This window comes from Rhizobium sp. UFLA01-1127 (assembly GCF_059803845.1).
Genome location: NZ_JAUQTZ010000055.1, coordinates 11,542 through 36,894, shown reverse-complemented (window position 1 = coordinate 36,894; position 25,353 = coordinate 11,542). Strand labels below are relative to the sequence as shown.

Annotated in this window: 26 protein-coding genes and 1 tRNA gene; 13 read left to right on the top strand and 14 right to left on the bottom strand. The window is 60.4% G+C overall.

Annotated features, from left to right (window positions below; translation table 11 throughout):
- Together pyrC and Q4Q11_RS15820 are read left to right on the top strand one after the other, a co-directional pair.
- A partial coding sequence (gene pyrC / locus Q4Q11_RS15825; protein ID WP_498570073.1) for a dihydroorotase occupies nucleotides 1-884 on the top strand: 884 nt, incomplete at its 5' end.
- 197 nt (nucleotides 885-1,081) lie between these two features.
- A complete protein-coding gene (locus Q4Q11_RS15820) occupies nucleotides 1,082-2,233 on the top strand; it encodes a GGDEF domain-containing protein (RefSeq protein ID WP_112506409.1) in 1,152 nt (383 codons plus the stop codon).
- 107 nt (nucleotides 2,234-2,340) lie between these two features.
- On the opposite strand, the gene Q4Q11_RS15815 is transcribed toward Q4Q11_RS15820, so the two are convergent.
- Both Q4Q11_RS15815 and Q4Q11_RS15810 read right to left on the bottom strand, forming a co-directional pair.
- Complete coding sequence (locus Q4Q11_RS15815) at nucleotides 2,341-2,820, bottom strand: anthrone oxygenase family protein (protein ID WP_112506411.1); 480 nt, start codon at nucleotides 2,818-2,820, stop codon at nucleotides 2,341-2,343.
- Nucleotides 2,821-2,822: 2 nt separating this feature from the next.
- On the bottom strand, nucleotides 2,823-2,987 hold the full coding sequence (locus Q4Q11_RS15810) for a hypothetical protein (protein WP_498570072.1): 165 nt from the start codon (nucleotides 2,985-2,987) through the stop codon (nucleotides 2,823-2,825).
- A 99-nt stretch (nucleotides 2,988-3,086) separates the two neighbouring features.
- Here Q4Q11_RS15810 and Q4Q11_RS15805 point away from each other — a divergent pair, with 99 nt between their 5' ends.
- The 3 genes from Q4Q11_RS15805 (at nucleotide 3,087) to Q4Q11_RS15795 (ending at nucleotide 5,566) form a co-directional block, all read left to right on the top strand.
- Complete coding sequence (locus Q4Q11_RS15805) at nucleotides 3,087-3,737, top strand: TetR/AcrR family transcriptional regulator (protein WP_498570071.1); 651 nt, start codon at nucleotides 3,087-3,089, stop codon at nucleotides 3,735-3,737.
- Between the two features lie 126 nt (nucleotides 3,738-3,863).
- Nucleotides 3,864-4,562, top strand: coding sequence for an orotate phosphoribosyltransferase (locus Q4Q11_RS15800; RefSeq protein ID WP_113213942.1), 699 nt, complete (start codon nucleotides 3,864-3,866; stop codon nucleotides 4,560-4,562).
- Between the two features lie 77 nt (nucleotides 4,563-4,639).
- The gene (locus tag Q4Q11_RS15795; RefSeq protein ID WP_498570070.1) at nucleotides 4,640-5,566 is read left to right on the top strand and encodes a carbohydrate kinase family protein; all 927 of its coding nucleotides are present in this window, start codon (nucleotides 4,640-4,642) and stop codon (nucleotides 5,564-5,566) included.
- A gap of 157 nt (nucleotides 5,567-5,723) precedes the next feature.
- Here the strand turns inward: Q4Q11_RS15795 and pgi are convergent, their stop codons facing one another.
- Both pgi and Q4Q11_RS15785 read right to left on the bottom strand, forming a co-directional pair.
- Nucleotides 5,724-7,349 carry a glucose-6-phosphate isomerase gene (gene pgi, locus Q4Q11_RS15790; protein WP_498570069.1) on the bottom strand — a complete coding sequence of 542 codons (1,626 nt, stop codon included), beginning with the start codon at nucleotides 7,347-7,349 and terminating at the stop codon, nucleotides 5,724-5,726.
- A gap of 174 nt (nucleotides 7,350-7,523) precedes the next feature.
- Nucleotides 7,524-9,221 carry a long-chain fatty acid--CoA ligase gene (locus Q4Q11_RS15785; protein WP_498570068.1) on the bottom strand — a complete coding sequence of 566 codons (1,698 nt, stop codon included), beginning with the start codon at nucleotides 9,219-9,221 and terminating at the stop codon, nucleotides 7,524-7,526.
- Between the two features lie 345 nt (nucleotides 9,222-9,566).
- Between Q4Q11_RS15785 and Q4Q11_RS15780 the strand changes: the two genes are divergently transcribed.
- Nucleotides 9,567-9,959, top strand: coding sequence for a PRC-barrel domain-containing protein (locus Q4Q11_RS15780; RefSeq protein WP_112506426.1), 393 nt, complete (start codon nucleotides 9,567-9,569; stop codon nucleotides 9,957-9,959).
- Nucleotides 9,960-10,018: 59 nt separating this feature from the next.
- Here Q4Q11_RS15780 and Q4Q11_RS15775 read toward each other — a convergent pair whose 3' ends face one another.
- A complete protein-coding gene (locus Q4Q11_RS15775; RefSeq protein WP_113337049.1) occupies nucleotides 10,019-10,414 on the bottom strand; it encodes a VOC family protein in 396 nt (131 codons plus the stop codon).
- A 176-nt stretch (nucleotides 10,415-10,590) separates the two neighbouring features.
- Here Q4Q11_RS15775 and Q4Q11_RS15770 point away from each other — a divergent pair, with 176 nt between their 5' ends.
- Nucleotides 10,591-10,974, top strand: a complete 384-nt coding sequence (locus Q4Q11_RS15770) for a YciI family protein (protein ID WP_113213939.1) — start codon at nucleotides 10,591-10,593, stop codon at nucleotides 10,972-10,974.
- A gap of 48 nt (nucleotides 10,975-11,022) precedes the next feature.
- On the opposite strand, the gene Q4Q11_RS15765 is transcribed toward Q4Q11_RS15770, so the two are convergent.
- The 4 genes from Q4Q11_RS15765 to osmF form a co-directional block, all read right to left on the bottom strand.
- Nucleotides 11,023-11,772 carry an ABC transporter permease gene (locus Q4Q11_RS15765; RefSeq protein WP_498570067.1) on the bottom strand — a complete coding sequence of 250 codons (750 nt, stop codon included), beginning with the start codon at nucleotides 11,770-11,772 and terminating at the stop codon, nucleotides 11,023-11,025.
- Nucleotides 11,769-12,716: an ABC transporter ATP-binding protein gene (locus Q4Q11_RS15760; RefSeq protein WP_498570066.1), complete on the bottom strand. Its 948-nt coding sequence runs from the start codon at nucleotides 12,714-12,716 to the stop codon at nucleotides 11,769-11,771. Before Q4Q11_RS15760 ends, Q4Q11_RS15765 begins: the two co-directional genes overlap by 4 nt.
- Nucleotides 12,713-13,879, bottom strand: a complete 1,167-nt coding sequence (locus tag Q4Q11_RS15755; RefSeq protein WP_498570065.1) for an ABC transporter permease — start codon at nucleotides 13,877-13,879, stop codon at nucleotides 12,713-12,715. The genes Q4Q11_RS15760 and Q4Q11_RS15755 overlap by 4 nt, the downstream gene beginning before the upstream one ends.
- A 121-nt stretch (nucleotides 13,880-14,000) precedes the next feature.
- Nucleotides 14,001-14,909, bottom strand: a complete 909-nt coding sequence (gene osmF / locus Q4Q11_RS15750; RefSeq protein WP_112506441.1) for a glycine betaine ABC transporter substrate-binding protein OsmF — start codon at nucleotides 14,907-14,909, stop codon at nucleotides 14,001-14,003.
- 442 nt (nucleotides 14,910-15,351) lie between these two features.
- On the opposite strand from osmF, the gene Q4Q11_RS15745 reads away from it, so the two are divergent.
- The 3 genes from Q4Q11_RS15745 to Q4Q11_RS15735 all read left to right on the top strand — a co-directional run bounded on the left by Q4Q11_RS15745 (nucleotide 15,352) and on the right by Q4Q11_RS15735 (nucleotide 17,673).
- Nucleotides 15,352-16,572, top strand: coding sequence for a LysR family transcriptional regulator (locus Q4Q11_RS15745; RefSeq protein ID WP_498570064.1), 1,221 nt, complete (start codon nucleotides 15,352-15,354; stop codon nucleotides 16,570-16,572).
- Nucleotides 16,573-16,673: 101 nt separating this feature from the next.
- On the top strand, nucleotides 16,674-16,907 hold the full coding sequence (locus Q4Q11_RS15740) for a hypothetical protein (protein ID WP_162701374.1): 234 nt from the start codon (nucleotides 16,674-16,676) through the stop codon (nucleotides 16,905-16,907).
- A 388-nt stretch (nucleotides 16,908-17,295) separates the two neighbouring features.
- Complete coding sequence (locus Q4Q11_RS15735) at nucleotides 17,296-17,673, top strand: hypothetical protein (RefSeq protein WP_498570063.1); 378 nt, start codon at nucleotides 17,296-17,298, stop codon at nucleotides 17,671-17,673.
- A 78-nt stretch (nucleotides 17,674-17,751) separates the two neighbouring features.
- On the opposite strand, the gene Q4Q11_RS15730 is transcribed toward Q4Q11_RS15735, so the two are convergent.
- Both Q4Q11_RS15730 and Q4Q11_RS15725 read right to left on the bottom strand, forming a co-directional pair.
- A complete protein-coding gene (locus Q4Q11_RS15730) occupies nucleotides 17,752-18,051 on the bottom strand; it encodes a putative quinol monooxygenase (RefSeq protein ID WP_113213935.1) in 300 nt (99 codons plus the stop codon).
- A 152-nt stretch (nucleotides 18,052-18,203) separates the two neighbouring features.
- Nucleotides 18,204-19,082: a glycosyltransferase gene (locus tag Q4Q11_RS15725; RefSeq protein ID WP_113213934.1), complete on the bottom strand. Its 879-nt coding sequence runs from the start codon at nucleotides 19,080-19,082 to the stop codon at nucleotides 18,204-18,206.
- Between the two features lie 304 nt (nucleotides 19,083-19,386).
- Between Q4Q11_RS15725 and Q4Q11_RS15720 the strand changes: the two genes are divergently transcribed.
- Nucleotides 19,387-19,992 (top strand): class I SAM-dependent methyltransferase, encoded by a 606-nt coding sequence (locus Q4Q11_RS15720; RefSeq protein WP_498570075.1) that lies wholly within the window; start codon nucleotides 19,387-19,389, stop codon nucleotides 19,990-19,992.
- Nucleotides 19,993-20,111: 119 nt separating this feature from the next.
- Here the strand turns inward: Q4Q11_RS15720 and Q4Q11_RS15715 are convergent.
- Together Q4Q11_RS15715 and Q4Q11_RS15710 are read right to left on the bottom strand one after the other, a co-directional pair.
- Nucleotides 20,112-20,187, bottom strand: a tRNA-Thr gene (locus tag Q4Q11_RS15715).
- 138 nt (nucleotides 20,188-20,325) lie between these two features.
- Nucleotides 20,326-21,285 carry an NAD(P)H-dependent flavin oxidoreductase gene (locus Q4Q11_RS15710; protein ID WP_112506774.1) on the bottom strand — a complete coding sequence of 320 codons (960 nt, stop codon included), beginning with the start codon at nucleotides 21,283-21,285 and terminating at the stop codon, nucleotides 20,326-20,328.
- Between the two features lie 368 nt (nucleotides 21,286-21,653).
- Here Q4Q11_RS15710 and Q4Q11_RS15705 point away from each other — a divergent pair, with 368 nt between their 5' ends.
- Nucleotides 21,654-22,877: a hypothetical protein gene (locus tag Q4Q11_RS15705; RefSeq protein ID WP_113213933.1), complete on the top strand. Its 1,224-nt coding sequence runs from the start codon at nucleotides 21,654-21,656 to the stop codon at nucleotides 22,875-22,877.
- An 86-nt stretch (nucleotides 22,878-22,963) separates the two neighbouring features.
- Here the strand turns inward: Q4Q11_RS15705 and ppk2 are convergent, their stop codons facing one another.
- Nucleotides 22,964-23,845, bottom strand: a complete 882-nt coding sequence (gene ppk2, locus Q4Q11_RS15700) for a polyphosphate kinase 2 (RefSeq protein ID WP_113213932.1) — start codon at nucleotides 23,843-23,845, stop codon at nucleotides 22,964-22,966.
- Between the two features lie 274 nt (nucleotides 23,846-24,119).
- Here ppk2 and phoR point away from each other — a divergent pair, with 274 nt between their 5' ends.
- Nucleotides 24,120-25,346, top strand: coding sequence for a phosphate regulon sensor histidine kinase PhoR (gene phoR / locus Q4Q11_RS15695; protein WP_498570062.1), 1,227 nt, complete (start codon nucleotides 24,120-24,122; stop codon nucleotides 25,344-25,346).
- The last annotated feature ends 7 nt before the right edge of the window (nucleotides 25,347-25,353 follow it).

Genomic DNA, 25,353 nt, shown 5'->3' with positions numbered 1-25,353 from the left:
CGGCCTATCGCGAGCGCATTTTGAAGGCATTGCCGGCGGGCGATCGTTTCCAGCCGCTGATGACACTCTATCTCACCGAGCATACCAGCCCCGACGATGTCGAAGAGGGCAAGAAGAGCGGCCTTATCACCGCCGTCAAGCTCTACCCCGCAGGTGCGACGACCAACTCGCATGGCGGCGTACGCGATCTGAACAAGGCAATGCCCGTGCTGGAGCGCATGGCGAAGATCGGCCTGCCGCTTTGCGTTCATGGCGAGGTCACGACGCCGGACGTCGATATTTTCGATCGTGAGGCGGTCTTCATTGAAACCGTGCTCGATCCGCTGCGCCAGCGCCTGCCGGAACTGAAGGTCACGATGGAGCATGTGACCACGTCGGACGGCGTGAACTACATCAAATCGGCAAAGGCCAATCTCGCCGGCTCGATCACGACGCATCACCTCATCATCAACCGCAATGCGATCCTCGTCGGCGGCATTCGCCCGCATTATTACTGCCTGCCGGTCGCAAAGCGCGAGAGCCATCGCCTGGCGCTACGCTCGGCAGCAACGAGCGGCGGCGCCAAGTTCTTCCTCGGCACGGATTCGGCGCCGCATGTCGATCCGCTGAAGGAATGCGCCTGCGGCTGCGCCGGCATTTACACCTCGATCAACACCATGAGCTGCCTTGCCCATGTCTTCGAGCAGGACGGTGCATTGGATAAGCTTGAGGCTTTTGCCTCTCTGAATGGCCCGGCCTGGTACGGGCTGCCTGTCAATGAGGACAGCATCACGCTGGTACGCCGGCCGAATGCCGTGACCTTCCCGGCCAAGATCGAAACGGGCGCCGGTCCGGTCACCGTCTTCAATCCGATGTTCCCATTGCACTGGGACGTCGAGCTTTAATTTTATATTTATTATATAATCAATAATAAATATAAAGACTGTATTGCGGCGTAATATTGGTATTTGCCGCAATATGGAGCGTATATTTTATTGAAATACATTTTCTTTATTATTTGCTGTAACTAATTTGATACCCCTTCAGGCCTAGCGTGTCGAGCGATCCCCTGCGGTAAGAGCGAAACCGTTGAAAGAGCGTGATGCTGGTTGACTACAACTCCCTCCTTTTGGCTCTCGGCGTTTCCGCTTCATGCCTCGCCGTAACCTTGGTCGGAAGTTGGTTCTCCCGTCGGCCCGACACCTTTCTCTTGACCTGCTCTGCCGGTCTTGTGCCTATTGTCGGCGGAATTTTCATCTATGGCTCCTATGTCGACCATCCCCGGCCGATGTTTGCCATTTTGACTTTCGTCCTGTTCTTTATCGGCTTCGCAACGATCTGGGTAGCCGGCCATCAGTTCCGCACGCGTCGGCTTTCCAAGGCTCGGTTCCTGTTTGGATGCCTCGGCGGCATTGCCGTGTCGGCCGGGCCGATGCTTGCCGGCTATGACGGGCTGGCATTCATGGGCGACAATATCGTCATCTGCCTGCTGCTGCTCCTGACGGCGCGCGAGTACTGGATAAGCCGCCGCGAGGCGCCGACCCCGCTCTACGGCATTACGGCGCTTTACACGCTGACATCCATCTCCTTCGCGCTCTGCGCGGCCGTGTTGATCGCCGATGGCAAGCTCGTGCTCGGTCATGCGCCCGACAACTGGGCTGAAGATGTCAGCCTTGCCGTCTGCATTGCCGGTATGACCGGGATCGGAGCACTGTCGCTTGCCCTGCATCAATGGCGCCAGGCGGCACTTCATCGTCAGGAGGCGATCACCGACGCCCTGACCGGGCTGCTCAACCGCCGCGCACTGTTCGATCTCTACGGCCACCGCTCCTTCGGTCCGTCGATGGCCGTCATCATCTTCGACATCGATCGCTTCAAGGCGATCAACGATCAGCATGGCCACGCCGCCGGCGATCTCGTGCTCAGGCTGTTCGGCCAGGAGCTCTCCTTCGAACTGCGCTCTCCGGATACCGTAGCCCGACTTGGAGGCGAAGAGTTCGCTCTCGTTTTAGACAACACACTCCCGGGCCGCGCGGAGCAGGTCGCCGAGCGGGTGCGCGATGCATTTGCGGCGCGGTCGATCGTCATTGATGGCAAATCTCTCACCTGCACCGTCAGCGCCGGCGTGGCCACCGGCACGGTCAAAGGACTTGGTTTCGATGACGTTCTTCGCGCCGCGGACAAGGCGCTCTATGAGGCCAAGCGAAATGGCCGCAACCGTGTCGAGGTTGCGGCCTATCTGCACGCCGTCTAGAAGCGTAGTGCCGAAAAGTGTCAGGGGATCCCGGAGGACCCCATGCTCTACTTCTTTGATTTAGAGCGGATCATTCGCCGAAAACCCCTGCAGCTTCCTTTGACCGGTTAAAGGAGAGCCCGAACGAAAGCGCATGCGGCAAGAAGCGACGCCACCGTGCGTACATGGTTCCACCGCATCCAATCGCCGAGATAGGCCGTCCATAGCTGCGCTGCTTCCGCTGCGTGGCCATCGACCTTGTCGAGCGCGTCATTCAGCGGAACGTTGAACACGATGGTCGAGAGGAAGCTGGCGACGATATAGAGAGCAGCGCCCGCCAGCATCATCACGCTGACGCTGCCTCGCCAATAGATGATAGCCATGCCGGCGACGAAAACCGACAGGGCAGCCGCCAGCATAAACACGACGATGAATGGCGAACGCACGATCGTGACGTTGATCGACTGCATGGCGGCGATCCCTTGATCGACCGGAAGACGGGCGAGGGACTGCATGACGAAGGTCGAGAAGGCGAAATAGACGCCGGCAAGAAGGCCGCTGCTGAGTGCGGCGGCGACGATGGCGATATTCGTGATCGGAAAGGTCATGGCTAGGCACTCCAGATGCCCGTCGCTGCGGTTTCACGGGCATGGTCGGAAAAGTCTTTGGCGTGTCTGCCGAGGATCCGGCTGACGCCGCTCGTGACAGGAGCGTTGCGCGAGCCCTCTGCCGATATTCTCGGCTCAGCGATGACGGCAATGGTCGATATCTGCATTTCAAGCTCCTCCGGCGTAAAATGTGATAAACTCTCTCATTTGCGAAATGTGATAAACTCTCTTATATTTCTTGTCAACAGTCACGGACAGGAAACGACATGACGCAGGAACCGATCGCAAGACGCAGGCGCAGCAAGGACGAGGCCGGCACGCCGCGGCGCATACCCAGCCAGCAACGCGGCCGCGAGCGCGTGGATCTGCTCCTTTCAGTGGCATCCGAATTGATTGCGAGGAATGGCAGCGATGCGCTGCGCATGGGCGAGATCGTCGAGAAAGCCGGCGTCTCCTTCGGCTCGCTCTACCAATATTTTCCTGACAAGACGGCGATCATCCGCGTACTGGCCGAACGCTATAACGAGCAGGGCCGTCAATGCGTCGAGGACGAGCTGGTAGCGGTAAAGAGCGCCGATGAGCTTCGGGCCGCCCTTGGCCGCATTGTCGATGGCTACTATGCGATGTTTCTCGAGGAGCCAGTCATGCGCGACATTTGGCACGCCACCCATGCCGACAAGCTGCTGCAGCAGATCGATGCCGAGGACATGGAATGGCATTCACAGGCATTTCTCTCCGTCTTCGTCCGCCTGTGGCCGGAGCGGGACCATTCCGAGCTGGCAAGGATCGCCCGGCTAACCATGCAGCTGGTCGCGGCTGCCGTTCGCTATGCAATTTCTATCAAAAGAGAAGAGGGCGACAAGGTGATCGCCTTGTTCAAGACTATGCTCCCTGCCGATCTCGGAGAACTGCGCTGATTGCTTCCGGCCGCCTCTGCAGACCGCGGCGGAGGGGATATCCGTAAAAGCTCCTATGCGTCTGGAAACTCGGGCCGCTTGCTGCTATTGCCGCTGGAACGTTAGCGCTGCGAAGGAGGCCTCCGCATGACCCAGATGACATTTACCGATCGCGCCGTCATGGCTGAGCTGGTGGCCAGGATGCTTTGGGAAATCAAGGCGGTCCACTTCAATGCCGACAAGCCCTACAAGCTGGCCTCCGGCATGGCGAGCCCGGTCTATATCGATTGCCGCAAGCTGATCTCCTATCCGCGCATCCGCTCGACGGTCATGGATTTCGCCGCAAGCATCATCGTGCGCAATGCCGGCTTCGAACAGTTCGATTGCGTTGCCGGCGGCGAGACGGCGGGCATTCCCTTCGCCGCCTTCCTGGCCGAGCGCCTGAACCTGCCGATGATTTACGTCCGCAAGCAGCCGAAGGGCCATGGCCGCAATGCGCAGATCGAAGGCGATATGCGCGACGGCGCCCGCGTGCTCGTCATCGAGGATCTGACGACCGCCGGCGGCAGCATGTTTACCTTCATCGATGCGATCCGCGCGGCTGGTGGTATCGTCGATCACGGCATGGCGCTGTTTTACTACGGCATCTTCCCCGAGGCGGTGGAACGCTTTGCCAACGGAAAGGTCCGCCTGCACCACATTGCCACCTGGCGCGAAGTGCTTGCCGTCGCCAAGGAGCAGAAGCTCTTTGACGGCAACACGCTTGAGGAAGTCGAAGCCTTCCTCAACGCGCCGCTCCCCTGGTCCGGCCGGAATGGCGGCATTTCGGAGCTGCCAACAAACTGACGCTTTGCTTTTGCCGTGAATTTATCTAATCGATTTATGAGACTGGATAAGACAGACGCACTCTTTGGGAGGCCGGAATGATACTATGCTGTGGCGAAGCTTTGATCGACATGCTGCCGCGTGAGACGACGCTGGGCGAAAAGGGCTTTGCGCCTTATGCCGGCGGTGCGATCTTCAACACTGCGATAGCGCTTGGCCGTCTCGGCGTCCCCACGGGCTTCTTCACCGGCATCGCCGATGACATGATGGGCGAAATCCTGCGCGAAACGCTGTCCGCCTCCAAAGTCGACTATAGCTATTGCGCCATCACGCCCCGTCCGAGCACGATCGCTTTCGTCAAGCTCATCAACGGACAGGCGACTTACGCCTTTTACGACGAAGGCACGGCCGGCCGCATGATCACCGAGGCCGATCTGCCGACGCTCGGCGATGATTGCGAAGCTCTGCATTTTGGTGCGATCAGCCTGATCCCCAACCCTTGCGGCGCGACCTATGAGGCGCTGATGAAGCGCGAGCATCAGAGCCGCGTGATCTCCCTCGATCCGAACATCCGTCCGGGCTTCATCAAGGACAAGGCCGCGCACATGGCCCGTCTGAACCGGATGGTCGCCATGTCCGATATCCTGAAGTTCTCGGATGAGGATCTGGAGTGGTTCGGCATTGCCGGCAATCACGATGAACTCGCTGCGCATTGGCTGGGCGAAGGCGCAAAGCTCGTCGTCGTCACCAAGGGTGCGCAAGGCGCAACCGGCTATACCAAGTCGTTGAAGGTTTCGGTTCCGAGCGAGCGCGTCACGGTGGTCGATACAGTCGGCGCCGGCGATACGTTCGACGCCGGCATCCTGGCATCGCTGAAGATGAACAATCTGCTGACCAAGGCGCAGGTGGCTTCGCTCAACGAGAAAGCGCTGCAGGATGCGCTTGCTTTGGGGGCAAAGGCTGCGGCCGTGACCGTGTCGCGCGCTGGGGCAAATCCGCCCTGGGCAAGTGAGATCGGGCTTTAGGCTTTCATTGATCTTGAGGACTTGGAGGGGCTGTACCCCCCTTTATCCCTTTCGGGACATCTCCCCCAGGTGGGGGAGATTGGTAGCTTGTGGCACTGATGCGATGAGATCGCGCAACGCTTAAACCCTCTCCTCGAGGGGGAGGTGGATGAACGCTTTACTTCGCGCGGCTTGCCAGCGCAGCCACTAGGCCTTGCGTCGAGGAATCGTGGCCGGCAGCGCTTTCCTTGCCTTCGATGACGGGCAGCAGGCCGGTTGCCAGTTCCTTGCCGAGCTCGACACCCCATTGGTCGAAGGAGTTGATGCGGAACAGCACGCCTTCGACGAAGACGCGGTGTTCGTAGAGCGCGATCAGGCGGCCGAGCGCATAAGGCGTCAGCTTGTCGTAGACGAAGGTGATCGACGGACGGTTGCCGGTGAAGACGCGGTGCGGCGCGATGAAATCGGCCTTTTTGTCGTCCATGCCCTTGGAGGTGAGCTGCGCCTTCGCTTCCTCGAAGGTGCGGCCCTTCATCAGAGCTTCGGACTGCGCCAGGCAATTGGCCATCAGAAGCTGGTGTTGGTGGCGCAGGTTCGGCTCGAAGCCGTTGGCGGCGATCATGAATTCGGCCGGGATGATGCTCGTACCCTGATGGATGAGCTGGTAGAAGGCGTGCTGGCCGTTCGTGCCGGGTTCGCCCCACACGACCGGACCGGAATTGCCTTCGACCGGCGTGCCGTCGATGGTGACGCCCTTGCCGTTCGATTCCATGTCGAGCTGCTGCAGATAGGCCGGGAAGCGCGACAGGCGCTGGTCATAGGGCAGGATCGCGCGCGTCGGGTAGCCCAGCACGTTGCGATGATAGAAGCCGATGAGGCCGAGCAGCATCGGCAGGTTTTCCTTGAAGGGCGCCTGGCGGAAATGGTTGTCCATCGCATGCGCGCCGTCGAGGAACTTGTCGAAGTTCTCCGGGCCGATCGCGATCATCAGCGGCAGGCCGATCGCCGACCAGATCGAGTAGCGGCCGCCGACCCAATCCCAGAAGCCGAAGACGCGCTCGCTGTCGATGCCGAAGGCGGCGACCTTGTCGAGCGCCGTCGACACGGCGGCGAAGTGATGCTGCACGGCAGCTTCGCCAAGGGCATCGGCAATGAACTTGCGCGCCGTCTGCGCGTTGGTCATCGTTTCGATCGTCGTGAAGGTCTTCGAGGCGACGATGAAGAGCGTCGTTTCCGGCTTAACGAGCTTCAGGATATCGGCGATATGGGCGCCGTCGATGTTGGAAATGAAATGCGAGCGCGGGCCGTCATGGAAAGGCGCCAGCGCCAGCGTCGCCATGACCGGGCCGAGATCGGAGCCACCGATGCCAATGTTGATGACGTCGGTGATCGCCTTGCCCGTCGAACCCTTCAGCGCGCCGGAGCGGATGCCGTCGGCGAATTTGCCCATCGCGGCCAGAACGGCGTTGACGTCAGGCATGACGTCCTTGCCGTCGACAAGCACCGGCTTGTTGGAACGGTTGCGCAGCGCGGTGTGCAGTACGGCGCGGTTTTCGGTGAAGTTGATGGCGACGCCCGAGAACATTTCCTCGCGCTTGGCCGCAATGCCGCCTTCGGCCGCGAGCTTCTCGAGAAGAGCGAGAATGTCGTCGTTGACAGCCGTCTTGGAGTAATCCATCAGCAGGTCGTCGAACGAGGCGCTAAACCGGGAAAAGCGTTTGGAATCGGCTGCGAAGGCGGCGCGAATATCGGCGGCCTTCGTTGCCGATGCAGTGCTCTTCAGTTGATCGACGAGGGCGTTCATGGAGGACTCCTTGCGGTTCGCGCCGCTTGCCGTCGGGGGAGGGCAGGGCACTCTGAGTTGGTCGCGGAAACTATTCCCTATGTAGGGCGCAAATCAAGTTCACCTATCGCCCAAAACGAAAAAAGGCCGCTCGCGGATCAAGACGAGCGGCCCCTTGAATGACATGGAATTATGTCAGCCGCGCAACTCCTTGCGCAGGATTTTGCCGACGTTCGATTTCGGCAGTTCGGAGCGGAATTCGATGAAGCGCGGGCGCTTGTAGTTGGTCAGGTTTACAGCGCAATGGGCCTTCAAGTCGGCTTCCGTCAGGGCCGGATCCTTCTTGACGATGAAGAGCTTTACCGCTTCGCCGGAATGCGGATCGGGAACGCCGATCGCAGCCGCTTCCAGAACGCCCGGATGCATGGCGGCGACTTCCTCGATCTCGTTCGGATAGACGTTGAAGCCCGAGACGAGGATCATGTCCTTCTTGCGGTCGACGATCTTGGTGTAGCCGCGCTCGTCCATGAAGCCCATGTCGCCGCTGCGGAAGAAACCATCCGCTGTCATGACGCGCGCGGTTTCGGCCGGCTGCTTCCAGTAGCCTGCCATGACCTGCGGCCCGCGGATGCAGATTTCGCCGACCTCGCCGATCGGCAGGGAGTTGCCGTTCTCGTCACGAATATCGAAATCGGTACCCGTGATCGGCAGGCCTATCGTTCCGGAGAATTCGGAGCTGTCGAAGCGGTTGGCGCTTGCGACCGGAGAAGTCTCTGAAAGGCCGTAGCCTTCCGTGATCCAGGCGCCCGTCATCTTCCGCCAGCGCTCGGCGACCGGCCGCTGCACCGCCATGCCGCCCGCGAGCGTTGCCGTGTTGGAGAGATCGAGCTTGGCAAACTCCGGATTGTTCATCAGCGCGTTGAACAGCGTATTCAGGCCGGGGAACATGTCGAACTTGTATTTGCCGAGTTCCTTGATGAAGGCGGGTATATCGCGAGGGTTGGCGATAAGCACGTTATGGCCGCCGAGCGACATGCCCATCAGCGAATTCACCGTCAGCGCGAAGATATGGTAGAGCGGCAGCGCGCAGACAAAGGTCAGCTGCTCGGGGCGCGGCTTGTTGATATAGGCGGACTGCAGCCAGAGCAGCAGCTGCAGCTGGTTGGCGAGCAGGTTGGCATGGGTGAGGATGGCACCCTTGGCAACGCCGGTCGTGCCGCCGGTATATTGCAGGAAGGCGATGTCGCTGCCGCTAAGCTCGGTGGGCTTCAGCGGCAGGCGCGCTCCTTCGGCGATGACGTTCTTGAAATTGCGATGGCCGGGGATCGACCACGCGGGCACCAGCTTCTTCACCTTGCGAACGATGAAGTTGACGATGTGGCCCTTGGCGCCGAGCATATCGCCGAGCGCCGTGACGACGACATGGCGAACGTCCGTATGCGCCAGAACCTGCTCTACCGTATGGGCGAAGTTTTCAAGAACGAAGATCGCCTTGGCGCCGCAATCGCGCAGCTGGTGCTCGAGTTCGCGGGGCGTATAGAGCGGATTGACGTTGACGACGACAAGGCCGGCGCGAAGTATGCCATAGGTGGTGACAGGGTTCTGCAGCACGTTCGGCATCATGACGGCGACGCGATCGCCTCTTTGAAGGCCAAGGCTTTGAAGCCAGGCGGCAATCTTGCGCGTCTGGATGTCGAGATCGCGATAGGTAATGGATTTGCCCATGCTGGTGAAGGCAAGCCTGTCGGCATAGCGCGCGCAGCTCTCCTCCAGCAATTCGGCGAGTGATGCATGCTCCAGCGGCGGCAATTCGGCCGGCACGATATCCGGATAGGACGCAAGCCATATTTTCTTGACCCGCGGGCTATCCGAAGGAGCGGAGACTGAATTCATGCGCACTTCCTCCTTTACGCATCATCACCACACCGCGCCGTTTTGAGCGGCGGTTATGCAAAGTGTCACCGCACGATCAAAAAGTCTCCCGCTTTTCACATCGCTATGGCCGTTGCTCTCAACTAAATTACCCGAGTCTGTGAGAAGCTATACTAACCTTAACGTAAACGTCAATAAATCCCATATGCTCACGTTTTTTTACAGTTTTGAAAAAAATGCTGGAACTTTTCTTGCAACAGGGCGTTAATGGGCCGTGGGCGAAAACCCATCGGAGCATCGTGCTGCCTTCGCGAGCAGATCGGACGCTCCAAGCTTATGTACGCGTATCCAAAAGGAGGTGCGCATATGTATAAAGAGAGTGCCGATATCCACGGCCGTGACCTTTATATCAAGGACATGTCGATGCTGGTTGCCTGCGACCGCGTCGAGGGCTCGAAGGTATTCGGTTCGGACGGCAAGCAGATTGGTCATATCGAGAGGCTGATGCTTGAAAAAAGCGATGGACGCATCGCTTTCGTCATTCTGAGTTTCGGCGGCTTTTTCGGCATCGGTCAGGATCACTACCGGCTGCCGTGGGAAAAGCTGCGCTACGACGCCCGAATTGACGGCTACCGCGTCGGCATGACCAAGAACGACGTTGAGAAGGCGCGCCGCTTCGCCAGCAAGGACGAGCACGACCATAAGGATCATGGTCACAAGAGCCATGACTATTTCGGCGTGCCGCCCTATTGGATGTGAGTGCGCCGGCAGATCCGGCCTTACAAGCCCCGCCGGCGTGGGGCTTTTGTTTGTGCGGACTATAGAAACCGACCGTGCCTTTGCACCACCTCGATCTTATAGCCATCGGGGTCGGTGACGAAGAAGAAGAGCGCAAAGAGCTTCCCATCGCGATTGAGTTCGACGATCTTGCCGGGATTGAGCCCGAGCGAGGTCATGCGCGCATGTTCATCTCTCAATTCCGCAACGGAGGTGGCGAGGTGGCCATAGGCGTCGCCGAGCGCATAGGGTTCGGTGCGGCCGTGGTTGACGGTCAGTTCCAATTCGAATCCGGTTTCGGCGTTGCTGAGATAGATCAGCGTGAAGGTTTCGAAGGCGATGCGGTCGGCAATCTCCAGTCCGAAAGCCTTTTTATAGAAATCGACCGAGCGCGCCTCGTCGAGTACGCGGATCATCGAATGAATCATCTTGGCCATCGGCGCCTCCGTTGATTGTCTGAGCAGGTCACCGCAAGCCAATGCCATCGCCGATCGATGAAGGCAAGCATGCGGAATTGAGAGGTCCGCAGTCGAGTGCAAATCCGGGGGTTCCTGGATCCTGATAGGTCTGCTTAACTCCCCAGCGCTCAGGCATATGTCTCAAGGGGGAAGCCATGTACTACGCTATTCTGGCCTATCATGAGGAAGATATCGTCGAATCCTGGAGCGAGGAGGAAGATGCCGCGCTCATGACGGAGCTTTTGGAAATCAACGACCGCTTGGTCGCACGGAAGTCGCTGGGGCCGGCCGCGCGCCTGGGATCGACCCAGAATGCCGTTACTTTGCGAGGCCCGGGCGCGGGAGTGGTCATCGACGGCCCCTTTGCCGAAAGCAAGGAGCAATTGCTCGGCTTCTACGTGGTCGATTTTCCGACGATCGAAGGCGCGGTCGATGCGGCGCGTGAACTGCGCCGCGCCAATCCCACCGCGGTTTATGAAATCAGGCCGATCCTGCTCTACGTGCCCGGTGCATCCTTGCCCTTCGGCGAAGGCAGTTGACGACTTTACGCAGGCGGCCGACTGCGGGAGGCCGCTGCGGCCTTCGTCTCAATGGGATTGCAGCCCGATCCTGCGGGTTACGGAATGTTCGATCATCTCCATGCCGTCATAGATCAGCACCGCCATCAGGCCGACGATCAGCCCGCCCTGCAGGATGAAGGCGGTGTTGTCGTTGATGAGGCCGGCGATGATGACTTCGCCGAGCCCCTTGGCGGCGACGGTGGAGCCGATCGTCGCCGTGCCGATATTGATGACGGTCGCGATCTTCAGTCCCTCGATGATCAAGGGCAGGGCGAGGGGCAGCTCGACGCGGGTAAGGCGCTGCCAGCCGCTCATACCCATGCCGTCGGCGGCATCGAGCACCGAGGCCGGCACCTGTTGCAGACCGGCGACCGTGTTTTCGAAGATCGGCAGCAGCGCATAGAGAAAAAGCGCGATCAGCGTCGGCACGGCGCCGAAGCCTGTGGTCGAGATCGCAAGCGCCAGCACGGCAACCGGCGGGAAGGTCTGCCCGGCATTGGCGATCGCCCGCGATAGCGGCAGGAAATCGGCGCCAATCGGCCGCGTGACGAAAATGCCGCCAAGCACCGCCAGGATACCGCTCGCGGCGATCGAGATGACGATCAGTTCGAGATGGCTGAGCGCCAGGCTCGGCAAGCTGTTTTGCATATAGATCGGCGACGCCCCGAATTTGGTCAGCGGCGCCAGAACGGGCATCAGCCATTCCGGCCGAAACAGCATGACCAGAAGCAATGCCAGGGCCAGGAGGCGAAAGAGATTGGGGGTGAGAAATCTCATGCTTTGCGGCCCAGCTCGATCAGGTGCTGGATCGAGATCGAGCCGACTGGCATCTTGCGTTCGTCCTCGACGGTCGCCTCGTCCGCGCCCTGCCAGATCAATTCGGCCAAGGCATCGCGCAGATTGAGGGTCTGCGGCAGGCGGTAGCCGAGACCGGGTCGCAGCGGCTGCATGCTCTCCTTCAGGGGCAGCAGCGACATCAGTTTCAACGCGCGATCGGATGTGCCGGTCAGTTGCTGGACGAAGGGATCGGCCGGCTCCGTCAGGATCTTTTCCGGCTCCGAACATTGCAAAAGCTTGCCGGCGCTCATGACGGCGATCTTGTCGCCGAGATGGAAGGCCTCGTCCATGTCATGCGTGACGAGGATGACGGTCGTGCCGAACTTTTTCTGGATGGCGAGGAGATCATCCTGCGCCTTGCCGCGGATCACCGGATCGAGCGCGCCGAAGGGCTCGTCCATCAGCAGCAGCTCCGGTTCCGCCGCAAGCGCGCGCGCCACGCCGACGCGCTGCTGCTGGCCGCCGGAAAGCTGGCTGGGATATTTTTTGGCAAAGATGCCGGGATCGAGATGGAAGAGATCGAGGAGCTCTTCGACGCGTTGGTCGATGCGCGCCTTCTCCCAGCCGAGCAGCTCGGGGACGGTGGCAATATTCTGCGCGACGGTACGATGCGGAAACAGCCCGTGCCCCTGGATGGCATAGCCGATGCGGCGGCGAAGCTCGGTCGCCGGCACTTTCATGATGTCCTGGCCGCCGACGGCGATATGGCCTTCGCTGATCGGCACCAGCCGGTTGATCATCCGCATCAGCGTCGACTTGCCCGAGCCGGAGGTGCCGACGATGACGGTGATCGTGCCCTTTTCCATGCTCATCGTGACATCGTCGACCACGGTAGCGCTGCCGTAGCGCTTGGTGACGCCCTCGAGCTTGATCATGTTGGTCATGCGCGTTGTCCCCGGATGCTGTCGATGACCGCATCGAGGATGACGGCCGATGAGAAGGCGAGAAAGACCGTCGGCACGGCGCCGAGCAGTACGAGGTCATTGGCCGTCTGGCCGATGCCCTGGAAGATGAAGAGGCCGAAGCCGCCCCCGCCGATCAGCGCCGCCACTGTGACGAGGCCGATCGCCTGTACCAGCACGATGCGGATGCCGGTGAGGATGACGGGAAAGGCGAGCGGCAGGTCGATGCCGGTCAGTATCTGCCGGCGCGTCAAGCCCATGCCGGCGGCGGAATCGCGCACCGAAGGATCGACGCCGGCAAGGCCGACGACGGTATTGGCGACGATCGGCAGCAGCGAATAGATGACCAGCGCCACCAGCGCCGGCGCCACGCCTATGCCCTTGACGCCGATGGCCGCGGCGAAAGGCACATTGGCGGCGATATAGCCGAGCGGCAGCATGAGGATGCCGAACAGTGCCAGGCTCGGAATGGTCTGCACCAGGCTCAATGCCCGCAGCACCACGGCGCGGATGCGTGGCTGCCAGTAGCAGAAGATGCCGAGCGGCAGCGCCAGCACGATGGCGATGGCGACGGAGCCGAGGGAGAGGAACACATGGTTGAGCGCCTCATGCCAGAACTTGCCGGCATTGTTGGCGTATTCCTTCATGATCGAGAGATTGTCGAGGAGGCCGGAGCGCAGGACGGCTGCGAGCAGGGCGGCATAGATCGCAAGTGCTGCGACCCTGAGCCACGGTGTCAGCCGCAGCTTTACAAGGGCGTCCGAAATCATCAGTCCCACCACGGCCAGCAGCACCCAGAAGGAGCCGCCGGGCGTAATCCGCGCCACCGTGCTGCCTACGGGCGTTGCAGCGGTCGAAACAAGGCCGAGCGTTACGATGAGTGCCGCTATCGCCAGCGTAGCGATGGCGAGGCGAACGACCTGATTGTGCAGGAAGAGTGCGGCAAGTGCGGCTGCGGTCAGAAGGACGAGCAAGGTGATGGCGGCCGGCTGGCCAATGAGCTGCATGAGCAATTGTGGCTTGCCGGCTGCGATGCGGTTCGCCTTGACGATGATGAACGGCATCCAGGCTACCGCGAGCGCGCCGCCCGCCACCAATACCACTCCGAGACGGTCCACTCCGCGGACCGCTAGCGCATCTTCCATCAGACAAGCTCCGTCAGCGCATGAGCCGAAAATTCGAGGCGGGTTCGGACAAGATCATGCCCATAGGAAAGCCCGCGGCTCCACTTTATCAAAATGGAGCCGCAAGAGCAGCGTCAAAGCCTTACTTCAGAAAGCCCTTGTCCTTGAGGTAGGATTCGGCAACGGCCTTGGCCGGCTCGCCATCGACCTGGATGCGGCCGTTCAGCTTGCGCAGCACATCGGCAGTCAGGCCCTTGAAGATCGGCGCCAGAACTTCTTCGATCTTCGGATTGGCCTTCAGCACTGCCTCGCGGATGATCGGCGTCGGCGCATAGACCGGCTGCACGCCCTTGTCGTCTTCGAGAACAGTCAGCTCGGCGGCTTCGATGGCGCCGTCCGTGCCATAGACCATTGCGGTGTTGACGCCGTTGGTCTGGTCGGCCGCAGCCTTGATCGTCGCTGCCGTGTCGCCGCCCGAAAGCACGACTTCCTGATCCGGCTTCAGCTTGAAGCTGTAGGTGGTCTCGAAGGCAGGCAGGGCTGCCGGAGAGTTGACGAATTCGGAAGAGGCCGCGAGTTTGACGGCACTGCCGCCGGAGACCCATTTGCCGAAATCGGACATGGTTTTCAGCTTGGCAGGACCGGCGACATCGTTGCGCACGGCGATCGCCCAGGTATTGTTGGCGGGCGAGGGCGTCAGCCAGACGATCTTGTTGGCGTCGTAGTCCAGCTTCTTGGCCAGATCGTAGCCTTGCTGCAGGTTCTTCCAGGCCGCGTCGTCGGCCTTGTTGAAGAAGAAGCCGGCATTGCCGGTATATTCGGCATAGATGTCGATCTCGCCTGATGTGATCGCCTTGCGTACGACCGGCGTCGTGCCGAGCGCGATGCGATCCTGCGCCTTGATGCCGTTGGCGTTGAGCGCGGCAAGGATGATGTTGCCGAGAAGGGTGCCTTCGGTGTCGATCTTCGAGGAGACGACGACGTCGGCAGCGCTGGCGCCGCTGGCAAGGAGAGCCGTCAGCGTGGCGGCAAGTGCAAGCTTCTTGAACATGATGTTTCCCTTTGTACCCCGTTAACCTTTGTTCTGCCTGCCCGTGCCGCCTCGAAAGGCGCAGTCCGGACAGGCAGGTTTCGAGCGGGCCGGCGGCCCATAGGCGAATTCGTGGCTGCTTCGGGTAGGTAGCGCTCATCGCGGAAAAATCGATGCGCTCAGATTCCCGTTGCAGTCGCGCGATTATGGCGAGCGTACTCGACATTCGCGCGAAATTAGATTTCTTTTTTCGGGGGCAAGCGCGTTTGTTTTTGTTCCCCTTACCCGTTTGGCGCTGTTCCGATCTCATTTTTGCGGCCGGATCGATAAGGCGCCGAGAAAACGATAGCCGGCGCCTTTTGGCTTAGGGATATCTTTTTTCGAGAACACATCGTATCCTCGGGATATTGTTGATATCGCTGCAGTCGAGCCAGAATGCACGCTGCGGATAAGGGGATGGGATTTGTATCTCGGCGCGTTGGTCATAGCCGATATGGTATTCTCCGTCGGCTCCGTGAGGGAAACCGCGCGCCGGCTTTCCTTTTCTGCCTCGACCGTCTCAGGCGCGCTGCGCCGGCTGGAGACAGAACTGGCCCTCAAGCTCGTCGAGCGCGCATCCGGCGAGCTTGCGACCCTTTTGGCGAGCTCCAAGGTCCAGAAGGGCCTGCAACCCATTCTCGGCTGTATCCGCCAGCTCTCCGCCTTGGTGAAAGAGCCGCCGGCGCCGCAGGATTACGACCAGTGGGCCGCGCGCCTGCCGTTGAAGCTCGCCACTATCGAACGCTTCCTCGAGGTCGCCGATCAGGGCAGCATCAATCGCGCTGCCCGCCGTCTGCGTCTGGGACAGCCGCAGCTCTCCCTGCAGATCGCCAATCTCGAGGAATTGTTCGGCTGCCGCCTGTTCGCACGGCAGGCGCAGGGCTCGGTACTGACGGAGGCCGGCCAGGAGGTTCGCGCCATCCTCGCCGCCATTGCGCAGGCCTGGGACGAAATGAAAGCCGCCGCGGACGAACGCTTTCAGCGAACCGCCCGCGCGGTGCGTATCGGCTCGATCATTCCCACAGGCTCGGAAAGCTGGGTCGCCCGCTCGCTTGCGAGCCTGGTGTCACGCTGGAACATCGGCGGCAACCGCAACATGCTGTCGCTGATGCTGATGACGGCCGACGATCTGCGCGAGGCGCTCCGTTCCGGCCGCATCGACGTTGCCATCGTCGATTCCGTCTTCGGTCTCGACGCGTTCGAACATATGGAGCTCGTCGCGACCGATATGGTGGCGATCGCGCCGCCCGACAGCACCGAGAAGACCTTCGCCGCGCTCGTGGAAAACCATCCGCTCTGCGTGCCGAGCCCGCGCACCGGCATCGGCAATGCTGCAACGGCCTTCGGCTACGATAGCCGCGATCGCCGCCGGTTTCGCGGCCGCGACATCACCTCGGCGGACTCTTTGCCCGTCATTGTCGATCTCGTCGCCAATCATGGCTATGTCTCGTTTCTCGGCCGTGTCAGCGCCTTGCCGATTGCGGACAAGGTGAGGATCGTCGATCCGGATGAAACCCTGCCATTGTCCTATCATCTTGCCCATAATGGCCGCAAAGCCTCCGTCGAAGCCTGCCGGCTGATCCTGCAGGCGGTTCGCGAACTGGTTGGAGAGATGGAAACAGCGCCAAAGCGTCTGTCGTCCTGAAGGTCCCGGAACAAATGCTCCACATTCGCGTTCATGTGGGTTAGGTTAGTCCGGGCGTACGCAGCCGGGGGACTCGTTCGGCACCCAAGGAGAGACCATAGATGAAAATTCTTGCAACGGCGCTCGTCGCATTAGGCATTATTGTTCTACCTGCTACCTATGCCGAAGCGCGTGACCATCATCACCGCTGGCACCACCATCGCCCCATCATGATGCATCACCACCACCACCGTCATTATTATCGCCCCTATCACGGTTGGCATCACCACTACGGCTGGCGGCATGGGCCACACCATCATCGCCGACACGGCGGGCCGCATTTCTCGCATGCCTGACGGCTGCGGATAGGCTGAAAACAGTACGCTCATAGATGGAACGGTTCAGAGATTCCAAGAAACACTGAACCGTTCTTGCCGTGCCGCTTTTTCAGCTTGTCCGATCGGGCTGCTCGCCTGGTTTCCAGTGGTATCTCCGCCATGTCGATCGGCGGCAGAGCGAACATGCCTGCGCCTCGTCAAGCCGCTCCACTGCTCCATGATCTCCCCTGTCGATCGTAAAACTCGCAGCCTGTACGTGGAACGAGCAACGATTTGGGGCCGGCGATCGTGCCTACCGTGTCGCGTATCCGCGGAACCATCGAAGGTGCTTCTGCGTTTACCATATCGTCCGGACGAAGCGAATGATCCGAGTCGCGTTTGCGTCCGGCATTCAAGGAGGCTGGAAATGAAAATTCTGGCAACAGCGCTTATTGCGCTAGGCATGCTGGCACTGCCTGCAACTCATGCCGAAGCACGTCGTCACTACCATCACTGGCACCATCATCACTACCGGGTAATGGTCTATAGACACCATTATTATCATCGCTACTACTATCGTCCCTATTACCGCCCTTATCCCTATTACTACCGGCCCGATTATGGTTACGACGAGCCTTATTATGGCGGCTACGCGCCATTTTACTCGTTCGGCCTGTTTGGAGGCTTCGGCGGATTTCACCACCACCATCACGGCTGGGGTGGCGGCCGTGGATATTATCACGGCGGATGGCACGGCGGCGGGCATTGGCGGTACTACAACCAGCCGCATTTCTCGCACAACTGACGAAGCGGGCTGACAGAAAAGCGGCGCCTTGCGGTGCCGCTTCCTGATGATTTCATAAGCTGCCCGGCAGCGAAAGGCTCATGCCGGGTTCAGGACGTGAACAGCGTGCTCCGCCATCAGATGCTTCACCTTTTCGCCGTAAGCGGCCATATGCGCGGAAGCCGCATGGGCCTTCAACGCCTGCATGCTTGTCCACTTCTCGACCACGACGAACGTATCAGGCCCAAAGGCCGGATCTGCTCCTTCGACATCGACGACGGCGGTATATTCGATACAGCCGTCTTCGGCATGAACGGCCGGAACATTCGCCTGGAAGGCTTCGAGCACTTCGGCGCGCTTGCCGGGCAGGGCGGTGAGGATGGCGAGAACGTGAATCATGGGATGTCCTTGAAACGGTAGGCAACGCGGATAGAGAATATCCGGCGCCGATTGCGAAGCTGGCTTCAATCATTATCACGGAACGAGACCATTCGAATGCCGGGCTTCAATTTTGTTGGTCGCGCATCGAATTCCTGCCGAACCGGCCGGGTTCACATCCGGTTGATGTATTTCGGATCGAGCGATCCGCTGAGGAGATGACCGACCGCGAGGAGATTGCCCCGCAGGCGGCCGCGGCGGTCGATATAGGGCGGCGGGTTGACGGCGCCGACGATATTCGAAGCGATATTGCCGCCCATCAGCTTCAGTGCCCATTTCAGTGAAACGGAGCGTTTCTTGACGAGATAGAGCGGATTGGCGACCTGCGAATAGCCGAGGCGCAGACCGGAGGTGCGGCCGGCCTTGACGCCAAGATGAACGCCGCGCAGGCGATTGAACTTGACGATCTTGCCGAAAGGGCGCAGCCGCCGGCATAGATCGACGTCTTCCTGCCAGGCATAGAGCGGCAGGTCCTCATCGAAATAAATACCATTTGCGAGCATCGCTTTTCGGCGGAAGATCATATTGCAGCCATAAGCGTTATGCGTGGCCTCGATCGTCGGCGCCGGAAAGGGTGTGGCGTCGGCTGCGAGCGCGGCATCCGCTTCGTCCGCGGTCAGGCCCGGCCCAAGGATACCGTCACGGATGACTTCGCCGGTTGCCACGACGATGTCTTCATCCGCCTCGAACAGGGCTTCCGTCTCGGCGAGATAGTTCGTTGCCGGGAAGAAATCGTCATCGAAGAAGACGACTACATCCATGCCGACAGCCGCGTCGATGATGGCGTTGCGCTGCGGGCAGCTTCCCTGCGGCGAGGAGAGGATCGTCACTGGAAACGGCGCGGAGCGCAAGCGGGGCACATCGACATCTTCGGCTTTGGCCGGGCATATGAAAAGATGATCCGGCCTGCGCGCCTGCGCGGCCAGCCTGTCGATCATGGAAGCCAGGATCGCCTTGCGGCCGCATGTTGCTATGCCGACGCCGATCTTCATGATGTATCCTCCAAGAGCATTGTCCCGGGGCGCACGAAATCATCAAAATCTGAATCTTTGGTTGTACTAATTGTGCGCATTCAACGGATCGCATGCAAACGTACTTTGTTGGGAGAAGCCGGCTCGCTTGTGCTTTCAAAGGAGGCGTTCCGGCGGATGGCGCCAGTCGCGCCCGGCAGGTTTTACGATCGCCCCGAATGCCTGACACAAGCCATGGATGCCAAGACTTGCAGCATCCACGGTTCCGAAGCAGGTTGCCCATGCGGTCTGTCCTTCGGCCAATGTCGAAGGTATCCGCCACCCCATGCAAACACGCGACGCGAGATGTCAGTACAAGACCGCAATGCCGCACACGCAGCTTGGTCTGCATCATACGGAAAACGCGCGGCTGCTGCCGGATCGCGGCGAGCTTTTGCACCGGTTGCCGCATGGCGGCGTCTGCGCCGAGATTGGCGCGGCTTTCGGCGATTTCACCGCCGAGATCATTGAGAAGAACGCACCTAGAGAGCTTTACCTGATCGACGCATGGGATACGCCCCGCTATCAGGAGGGCTTGGAGCAGATCCGGGCAAATTTCCGAGGCGCGCTGGATCAGGGCCGCCTGCGCATCGTCCAGGGCTATTCCACCGTCCGGCTTTCGGAGTTTCCCGACAGCTTTTTCGATTGGGTCTATATCGACACCAATCACAGCTATGAGACGACCCTGGAGGAGCTGCAGATCAGCCACTTCAAGGTAAAGCAGGAGGGCCGCATCGCCGGCCACGACTTCTGCACCGGCAATGTCATCGATGCTATCCCCTACGGCGTGGTCGAAGCCTGCACCCAGTTCTGCAGGGATTTCCACTGGCAGTTCGAATACATGACCCTGGAATCCCACGGGCATTTTTCGTTTTCGCTGAAGCGGCTTTAGGGGTGCTAGCTGGAGGCCATTTTTCGGCCGTCATAACGAACTGATTTCCGTCGCTGGACGCTGTCGGCGACTTGCTGATCCGGGGCGCTGACGATCTTGCGGAGATGTTTGGAAACAAATGGTGCCGCTTACGTGACTCGAACACGTGACCCCATCATTACGAATGATGTGCTCTACCGACTGAGCTAAAGCGGCATTCTGCGGAGCATTCGGTTCGGCCCCGCGATTTGCATGGCGCTGATACAGTCTATGCGGTCAGATTTCAAGCGCTCAAATCGCCAATCGGCAAAAAAGCGGCATGCCTGTGAAAAAAGCCCTGCTTTTCACGCCCGATCAAAGCGCCAGCCGGGCGCGGGCCTGCCGGTATTCGGCCTCGAGCCTGTCGACCAGGGCGGCAACGGGCTGGATGGACTTGACGGCGCCGATGCCCTGGCCGGAACCCCATATATCCTTCCAGGCCTTCACGCCGGTCGTGGCGGCTTCGAAATCCATCTTCGAGGGATCCGCCTCGGGCAGGTTGTCCGGGTCGAGGCCGGCGGCACGGATCGAGGGCTTCAGATAATTGCCAAGGACGCCGGTGAAATAGTTGGAGTAGACGATATCGGCGGCAGTGCCCTCGACAATCGCCTGTTTGTAGGCGTCCGCGGCACGCGCCTCTTCCGTCGCGATGAAGGGCGAGCCGATATAGGCCATGTCGGCGCCGGCGGCCTGAGCTGCCAGGATGGCGCCGCCGGTGGCGATCGCGCCTGCCAGCAGCAGCGGTCCGTCGAACCACTCGCGGATTTCCTGCACCAGCGCGAATGGCGAAAGCTGACCTGCGTGACCGCCGGCACCCGCGGCAACAGCGATCAGTCCGTCTGCGCCCTTGCGGATTGCCGAATTGGCATGCCGGTTGTTGATGATATCGTGCAGCACGATGCCGCCATAGGAATGCACGGCCGCGTTCACTTCGGGCACAGCGCCCAGCGAGGAAATGACGATCGGCACCTTGTATTTCACGCAGAGCATCAGATCGTGTTCGAGGCGCTTGTTCGACGTATGGACGATCTGATTGACCGCAAATGGAGCTGCAGGACGGTCCGGATTTGCGGCATTGTATGCGGCAAGATCCTCAGTGATCATGGCGAGCCATTCGTCGAGCTGGCTCTCCGGCCGCGCGTTCAGCGCCGGAAAGGAGCCGACGACACCGGCCTTGCATTGCGCCAGCGTCAAGGCGGGATGAGAGATGATGAAAAGCGGCGAAGCCACGACCGGCAGGCGCAGGTGCTCGGTCAGGATGCGGGGGAGGGCCATGAACATCATCCCTTTTGACGTTTACGAAAACGTCAAAAGGGATAGCAGATGTCCTTCGAGAGGGGAAGACGGCGGAAGAGCCGAGATAGCAGGCAGTAGGCAGTAGGCAATAGTGCTTGACCGCTCATGCCAGACACCTTCCCCTACTGCCTACTGCCTACTGCCTACTGCCTACTGCCTACTGCCTACTGCCACCCCATTTGCGTCGTCTTTGCCGTTTATCCCCCGCCGAGCACTCGCCGCCGTCGCCGGAGGCTTGCGTATTGCCAAACTGGGCGTTACCGAATCCGGTTAACGAATGATAAAATCGTGGCTGCCTTCGCCGTAGGGTATGCGAGTATGTTTCGAGTGAGAGTAAAGGACCTGCTGTGAGCGGATTAGAAACGGCTATCAGAAGCGCGTTGGAGCGGTCCGATCGCGCCAATCCGGAAATCCGGGCTCGCATCTATCAGTCAGCACGGCAGGCGCTGGAAGCCGGTCTTCGCAAGCAGGACATTACCGATGCCGATGTTGTCGCCGCCCAGCGCCAGCGGCTGGAAATGACGATCCGGCAGATCGAGGGCGAAGAGCGCGCGCGCCCCTTGCCGCCGGTCCCGCCGGAACTTGGCGCTCCGCATGTTTCCCCTGCTGCACTCCGAGCGGAGGCCGGACAGCCTTCGCCGCGGTCGGAGCCGGTTATGAGCGTGCGCGGCGAAACCCGCGATCCGCAGTTTTCCGCAGGTGCTTCGGCTCCCGTCGAGCCGGCGCGGCGAGAGGATGGTTTCGGCGACATGCGCGCGGGTCCTGCCGATCATCTCGGTGCCGAGAGCGATATCAGACCGACGGAAGGGCCGGTCGCTGCCCGTTCGATGAACTTCAAGCCGGAGCGTGCCGCCGTACGCCGCAAGCCGCGCAAGTTCTTCTCGCGTCTGCTGGTCTTCTGCATCCTGCTCGCTTTCCTGGGCGTCGGTGCTTGGTGGATCAAGACGTCAGGCGTGTTCATGTCGGCCGCTCAGAGGGATTCGAGCGTGCCCAACCCGCCGGCACATGTCGACTCCCAGGATTTCAGCGGCAACGGCAGCAATGACGACACGTCGGATCAGGACGACAATAGCGGTCCCGTCAATCCGGGCTTGGCGACCATCGATCCGCAGAACAGCTTCTCCGCGGAATGGCTCGAGATATTGAAGCCCACCGACGCGCCGAAGGTGGCGACCGGCCCGCGGTCGAAGGCCGAAAACGTATCGGAGAACGAGGGTCCGGCCGTACGGCTGACCTCGCTCAGCAGTGGTTCGGACGGCAGCGGCTCGGTCGAAGTGCCGGTCAATATACTACAGCAGATGGCAGGCAAGGCTTCGATCGTCGCACTGACGTTGCAATCAACCTCGGATGCGCCGACGCAGATCACCGTGGAGTGCGATTTCGGTGCTCTCGGCCGCTGCGGCCGCCACCGCTTCACCGTCAGCCGCCAGAAGACGGATTCGCTGTTTCAGGTGCGGTTCGATCGCTCGGCGGTACCAACCGGTTCCGGCCACCTGATCATCAACAGCGATGTCGACGGCAAGGCCCGCGGCATCAACATCTACGCCATTCGCGTGTTGCCCGGGCAATAGGCCTGGAGCAATTCCAGAAAAAGTGCGCAAGCGGTTTTGCGTCTGGGATTGCGTGAAAAACTGAACCGCTCTAAGGCCACGTGTCGTCAGGCGAGGATATCCGATCCCATGCCGAGGATCTTCTCGTCGACCTTGCCGATGGCTTCCTTGTCCTTGCCGTCATAGCCGAGTGTCAGCAGAATGTGACGGATAAGGTTCAGGCGCGCCCGCCGCTTGTCGTTGGCGCGGATGACAGTCCAGGGTGCGTGGTCTGTATGCGTTTCCTTCAGCATGCGATCGCGTTTTTCGGTGTAGTCCTTCCATTTCGGCAGGGCGGCGATATCCATGGAGGAAAGCTTCCAGATGGCGCGCGGATCGTGCCTCCGGTCGTGGAAACGCTTCAGCTGCATCTCCCGGCCGATATCGAGATAGAACTTGAAGAAATGAATGCCGTCCTGGACGACGAGCTTTTCCATTTGCGGCGCCTGCTTCAGAAACTGCTCGTATTGTTTCGGCGTGCAGAAGCCCATGACCGGCTCGACGCCGGCACGGTTGTACCATGAGCGGTCGAAGAGGACGAATTCGCCCGCGGTTGGAAACTGGGCGACATAACGCTGGAAATACCATTGCCCTGCCTCGCGATCCGTCGGCTTCGTCAGCGCCACCACGCGCGCAAGGCGAGGGTTCATATGAGCCGATGTCGCGGCGATCGAGCCTCCCTTGCCGGCGGCGTCGCGCCCTTCGAACAGCGCCATCACCCGCTTGCCCGTCGCCTGCAGCCAGAATTGTACCTTGATCAGCTCGATCTGCAGCGCCTTCAGCTCTTCGAGATATTCTTCTTCCCTGAGCTTCTTCTTGTAGGGATAGCCGCCTGACGTCAGTGCTTCGTCATCGATCCAGCTCGGCAGGACGGGGTCGTCGACATCGAATGTGCGCTTGACGCCATGGATCTCCAGCTCCACCGCGCGGCTTTCCGCTTTCTCTCCCATGTATAGGCTCCTCGGCTGTTTACACTGTGTTAATCCTGCCGCCTGGCACGGCAAAAAGCTTCTCGACGAAACTGGAGCTTTTATTCAATGCTTTCAACCCCTTTGCCATCTTCCCCTTTTGCCGGCTACATTTATTCTTGTCCGCAGCTGCCTTCTGTGGATTGAGCCGAATACTTCTGTCATGAATCGCAGATAAGACGCGGAATCCAGCATATCATGGTGGCAGGCGAAGGGACGGGTGCAGTTGGAAGACGAATGGTCATTTGTCAGGAAGTTGGCAGTTCGGCTGCGGCAGGAGAGCGCCATCCTGGTTCTGGCGACGCTGATTGCCGCGCTCGCCCTCGTTGAAGGTATCAACACCGGCGCCGTATTCTGGATCTGGGCCATCGTCATGATCGTCACGCTGCTTCGCCCGCCGCTGGTCGAGCGGGTGGAAGTGCCGTCGCAGGCCGAGCCTGCGCCCGTCGATGCGCAAGCCCTGCTGCGCACCGCCTTTGCGGGACTGGCGGCGCTCGACATGCCCGTGCTGATCATCGATCGCGAAGCGTCGGTGCTGGTGCAGAACATCGCCGTCGAAAAGGCCTTCGGTGCCTTTCCGATCGGCGCGCATATTTCATCGAAGCTGCGTTCGCCGGGCCTGCTCGACATGGTGCGCGAGACGATTACCACCAATACCCCGAACCAGATCGAACATTCCGAGCGCCTGCCTTCGGAGCGGGTCTATGTCGTGCGTATCGCGCCGATCGATCTGCCCGAGATCGACAGGCAGGAAGATGCGCTCTTCCTGCTCTCCTTCCGCGACATATCGGAGATACGCCATATCGACCGCATGCGCTCGGATTTCGTCGCCAATGCCAGCCATGAGTTGCGCACGCCGCTGGCGTCGCTGCGCGGCTTCATCGAGACGATCCAGGGACCTGCCAAAGCCGATCCCAAGGCACAGCAGCGTTTCCTCGGCATCATGCTCGATCAGACGACGCGCATGAGTCGGCTGGTCGATGATCTCCTCTCGTTGTCGCGCCTTGAGCTGAAGTCTCATATCGCGCCGGATCAGAAGGTGGATCTCGTGCCGCTGCTCGGCCATGTGCGCGACTCCCTGCTGCCGCTTGCCGGCGATCTCGGCGTGGCCATCGACCTGCATCTGCCGGCGGGCAAGGTCGAGGTACTAGGCGATCGCGACGAGCTGGTACAGGTCTTTGAGAACCTGATCGAGAATGCCTGCAAATATGGCCAGGAGGGGAAGGCGGTGGAGGTCTCGTTGCTGAGCAACGCGGGCCAGGCCGTCGAGGTCGTCGTTTCCGACAAGGGGCCGGGGATTCCGGCAGAACATGTGCCGCGCCTGACCGAGCGCTTCTATCGCGTTAACGTTGAGGACAGCCGTTCGAAGAAGGGAACCGGTCTTGGGCTTGCCATCGTCAAGCATATCCTAACCCGCCACCGCGCCAGATTGATCGTCAAGTCCGAAGTAGGCAAGGGAACCGACTTTACGGTCCGCTTCTGAACGCTTC

What these genes read in the sequence shown, in the direction of transcription:
- Q4Q11_RS15785 (WP_498570068.1), bottom strand. Translation starts at nt 9,221, where the DNA reads ATGAATTCAGTCTCCGCTCCTTCGGATAGCCCGCGGGTCAAGAAAATA.
- Q4Q11_RS15815 (WP_112506411.1), bottom strand. Translation starts at nt 2,820, where the DNA reads ATGACCTTTCCGATCACGAATATCGCCATCGTCGCCGCCGCACTCAGC.
- Q4Q11_RS15755 (WP_498570065.1), bottom strand. Translation starts at nt 13,879, where the DNA reads ATGGAAGATGCGCTAGCGGTCCGCGGAGTGGACCGTCTCGGAGTGGTA.
- Q4Q11_RS15780 (WP_112506426.1), top strand. Translation starts at nt 9,567, where the DNA reads ATGTATAAAGAGAGTGCCGATATCCACGGCCGTGACCTTTATATCAAG.
- Q4Q11_RS15735 (WP_498570063.1), top strand. Translation starts at nt 17,296, where the DNA reads ATGAAAATTCTGGCAACAGCGCTTATTGCGCTAGGCATGCTGGCACTG.
- Q4Q11_RS15810 (WP_498570072.1), bottom strand. Translation starts at nt 2,987, where the DNA reads ATGCAGATATCGACCATTGCCGTCATCGCTGAGCCGAGAATATCGGCA.
- Q4Q11_RS15800 (WP_113213942.1), top strand. Translation starts at nt 3,864, where the DNA reads ATGACCCAGATGACATTTACCGATCGCGCCGTCATGGCTGAGCTGGTG.
- Q4Q11_RS15720 (WP_498570075.1), top strand. Translation starts at nt 19,387, where the DNA reads ATGCAAACACGCGACGCGAGATGTCAGTACAAGACCGCAATGCCGCAC.
- Q4Q11_RS15770 (WP_113213939.1), top strand. Translation starts at nt 10,591, where the DNA reads ATGTACTACGCTATTCTGGCCTATCATGAGGAAGATATCGTCGAATCC.
- pgi (WP_498570069.1), bottom strand. Translation starts at nt 7,349, where the DNA reads ATGAACGCCCTCGTCGATCAACTGAAGAGCACTGCATCGGCAACGAAG.
- Q4Q11_RS15725 (WP_113213934.1), bottom strand. Translation starts at nt 19,082, where the DNA reads ATGAAGATCGGCGTCGGCATAGCAACATGCGGCCGCAAGGCGATCCTG.
- Q4Q11_RS15795 (WP_498570070.1), top strand. Translation starts at nt 4,640, where the DNA reads ATGATACTATGCTGTGGCGAAGCTTTGATCGACATGCTGCCGCGTGAG.
- Q4Q11_RS15740 (WP_162701374.1), top strand. Translation starts at nt 16,674, where the DNA reads ATGAAAATTCTTGCAACGGCGCTCGTCGCATTAGGCATTATTGTTCTA.
- Q4Q11_RS15760 (WP_498570066.1), bottom strand. Translation starts at nt 12,716, where the DNA reads ATGACCAACATGATCAAGCTCGAGGGCGTCACCAAGCGCTACGGCAGC.
- Q4Q11_RS15765 (WP_498570067.1), bottom strand. Translation starts at nt 11,772, where the DNA reads ATGAGATTTCTCACCCCCAATCTCTTTCGCCTCCTGGCCCTGGCATTG.
- Q4Q11_RS15820 (WP_112506409.1), top strand. Translation starts at nt 1,082, where the DNA reads ATGCTGGTTGACTACAACTCCCTCCTTTTGGCTCTCGGCGTTTCCGCT.
- Q4Q11_RS15805 (WP_498570071.1), top strand. Translation starts at nt 3,087, where the DNA reads ATGACGCAGGAACCGATCGCAAGACGCAGGCGCAGCAAGGACGAGGCC.
- osmF (WP_112506441.1), bottom strand. Translation starts at nt 14,909, where the DNA reads ATGTTCAAGAAGCTTGCACTTGCCGCCACGCTGACGGCTCTCCTTGCC.
- Q4Q11_RS15775 (WP_113337049.1), bottom strand. Translation starts at nt 10,414, where the DNA reads ATGGCCAAGATGATTCATTCGATGATCCGCGTACTCGACGAGGCGCGC.
- Q4Q11_RS15710 (WP_112506774.1), bottom strand. Translation starts at nt 21,285, where the DNA reads ATGGCCCTCCCCCGCATCCTGACCGAGCACCTGCGCCTGCCGGTCGTG.
- ppk2 (WP_113213932.1), bottom strand. Translation starts at nt 23,845, where the DNA reads ATGGGAGAGAAAGCGGAAAGCCGCGCGGTGGAGCTGGAGATCCATGGC.
- Q4Q11_RS15730 (WP_113213935.1), bottom strand. Translation starts at nt 18,051, where the DNA reads ATGATTCACGTTCTCGCCATCCTCACCGCCCTGCCCGGCAAGCGCGCC.